The organism is Streptomyces pseudogriseolus (assembly GCA_002154585.1).
Lineage (GTDB): Bacteria > Actinomycetota > Actinomycetes > Streptomycetales > Streptomycetaceae > Streptomyces > Streptomyces pseudogriseolus.
This window is the reverse complement of sequence record MUNG01000494.1, coordinates 1-694: the sequence shown is the minus strand read 5'-3', so window position 1 is coordinate 694 and position 694 is coordinate 1. Positions and strand designations below refer to the sequence as shown.

The 694-nt window shown below is 73.1% G+C and carries 2 protein-coding genes; both read left to right on the top strand.

The window, feature by feature from the left end:
• Positions 1–343, top strand: a 343-nt coding sequence (locus CCN29_RS31745) for a YwqJ-related putative deaminase (RefSeq protein WP_442538601.1), incomplete at its 5' end; no start/stop codon positions are given.
• Between the two features lie 53 nt (positions 344–396).
• Positions 397–694: SUKH-3 domain-containing protein (locus tag CCN29_RS31740; protein ID WP_442538600.1), on the top strand; the 298-nt coding region annotated here is incomplete at its 3' end.

The window sequence follows — 694 nt, the reverse complement described above, 5'->3', positions numbered from 1 at the left end:
CCGCGGCGACACACCCCCCGCCCTGCACCCCCTCGTCCAGGACTTCCTCGACACCCTCACCAGCGACCAACGCGACCGCTTCACCGGACGCTGCGCCGAAACCATCCTCATCTCCCGGCACATCGCCACCGCCGACGCCGCCCGCAGCAAAAGAGCCGCCCGCAAACCCATGACCAACGGCGAAGCCCGCAAAGCCCTCAAACACGCCAAACTCACCACCCGCCGCATCCGCGAGGACGGCGACCCCCTCCACGGCAGCTACGCCGCCCCCTGCCGCGCCTGCACCGCCCTCACCGCCCACTTCGGCGTCCGCACGGTCGACCCCGCCACCACCGACGGCTGACCCGCCCCGCACCACCCCAGCACCACCACACGACCCAGACGAACGAAGGGCCGATGCACACCGACCGCACCTCCACCACCCGCTTCGCCGTCCCCGTCGACGCCGCACTCCGCGACGCCGGCTGGCAGCCCGGCCGCTGGGACATCAAACAGGCCGAGATCTGGGCCGACACCCTCCGCGACCACACCTCACCCGCCGGACACCGGCACGCCGTCTTCCCCGCCGCCGTCGAAGCCTGGGCCGAATTCGGCGGACTCCACATCCGGCCCACCGGACCCGGCCGCCAGGTCGCCCCCACCGCGATCCACATCGACCCCCTCCACGGCCTCCACCTCGCCCGCACCCTCGGCG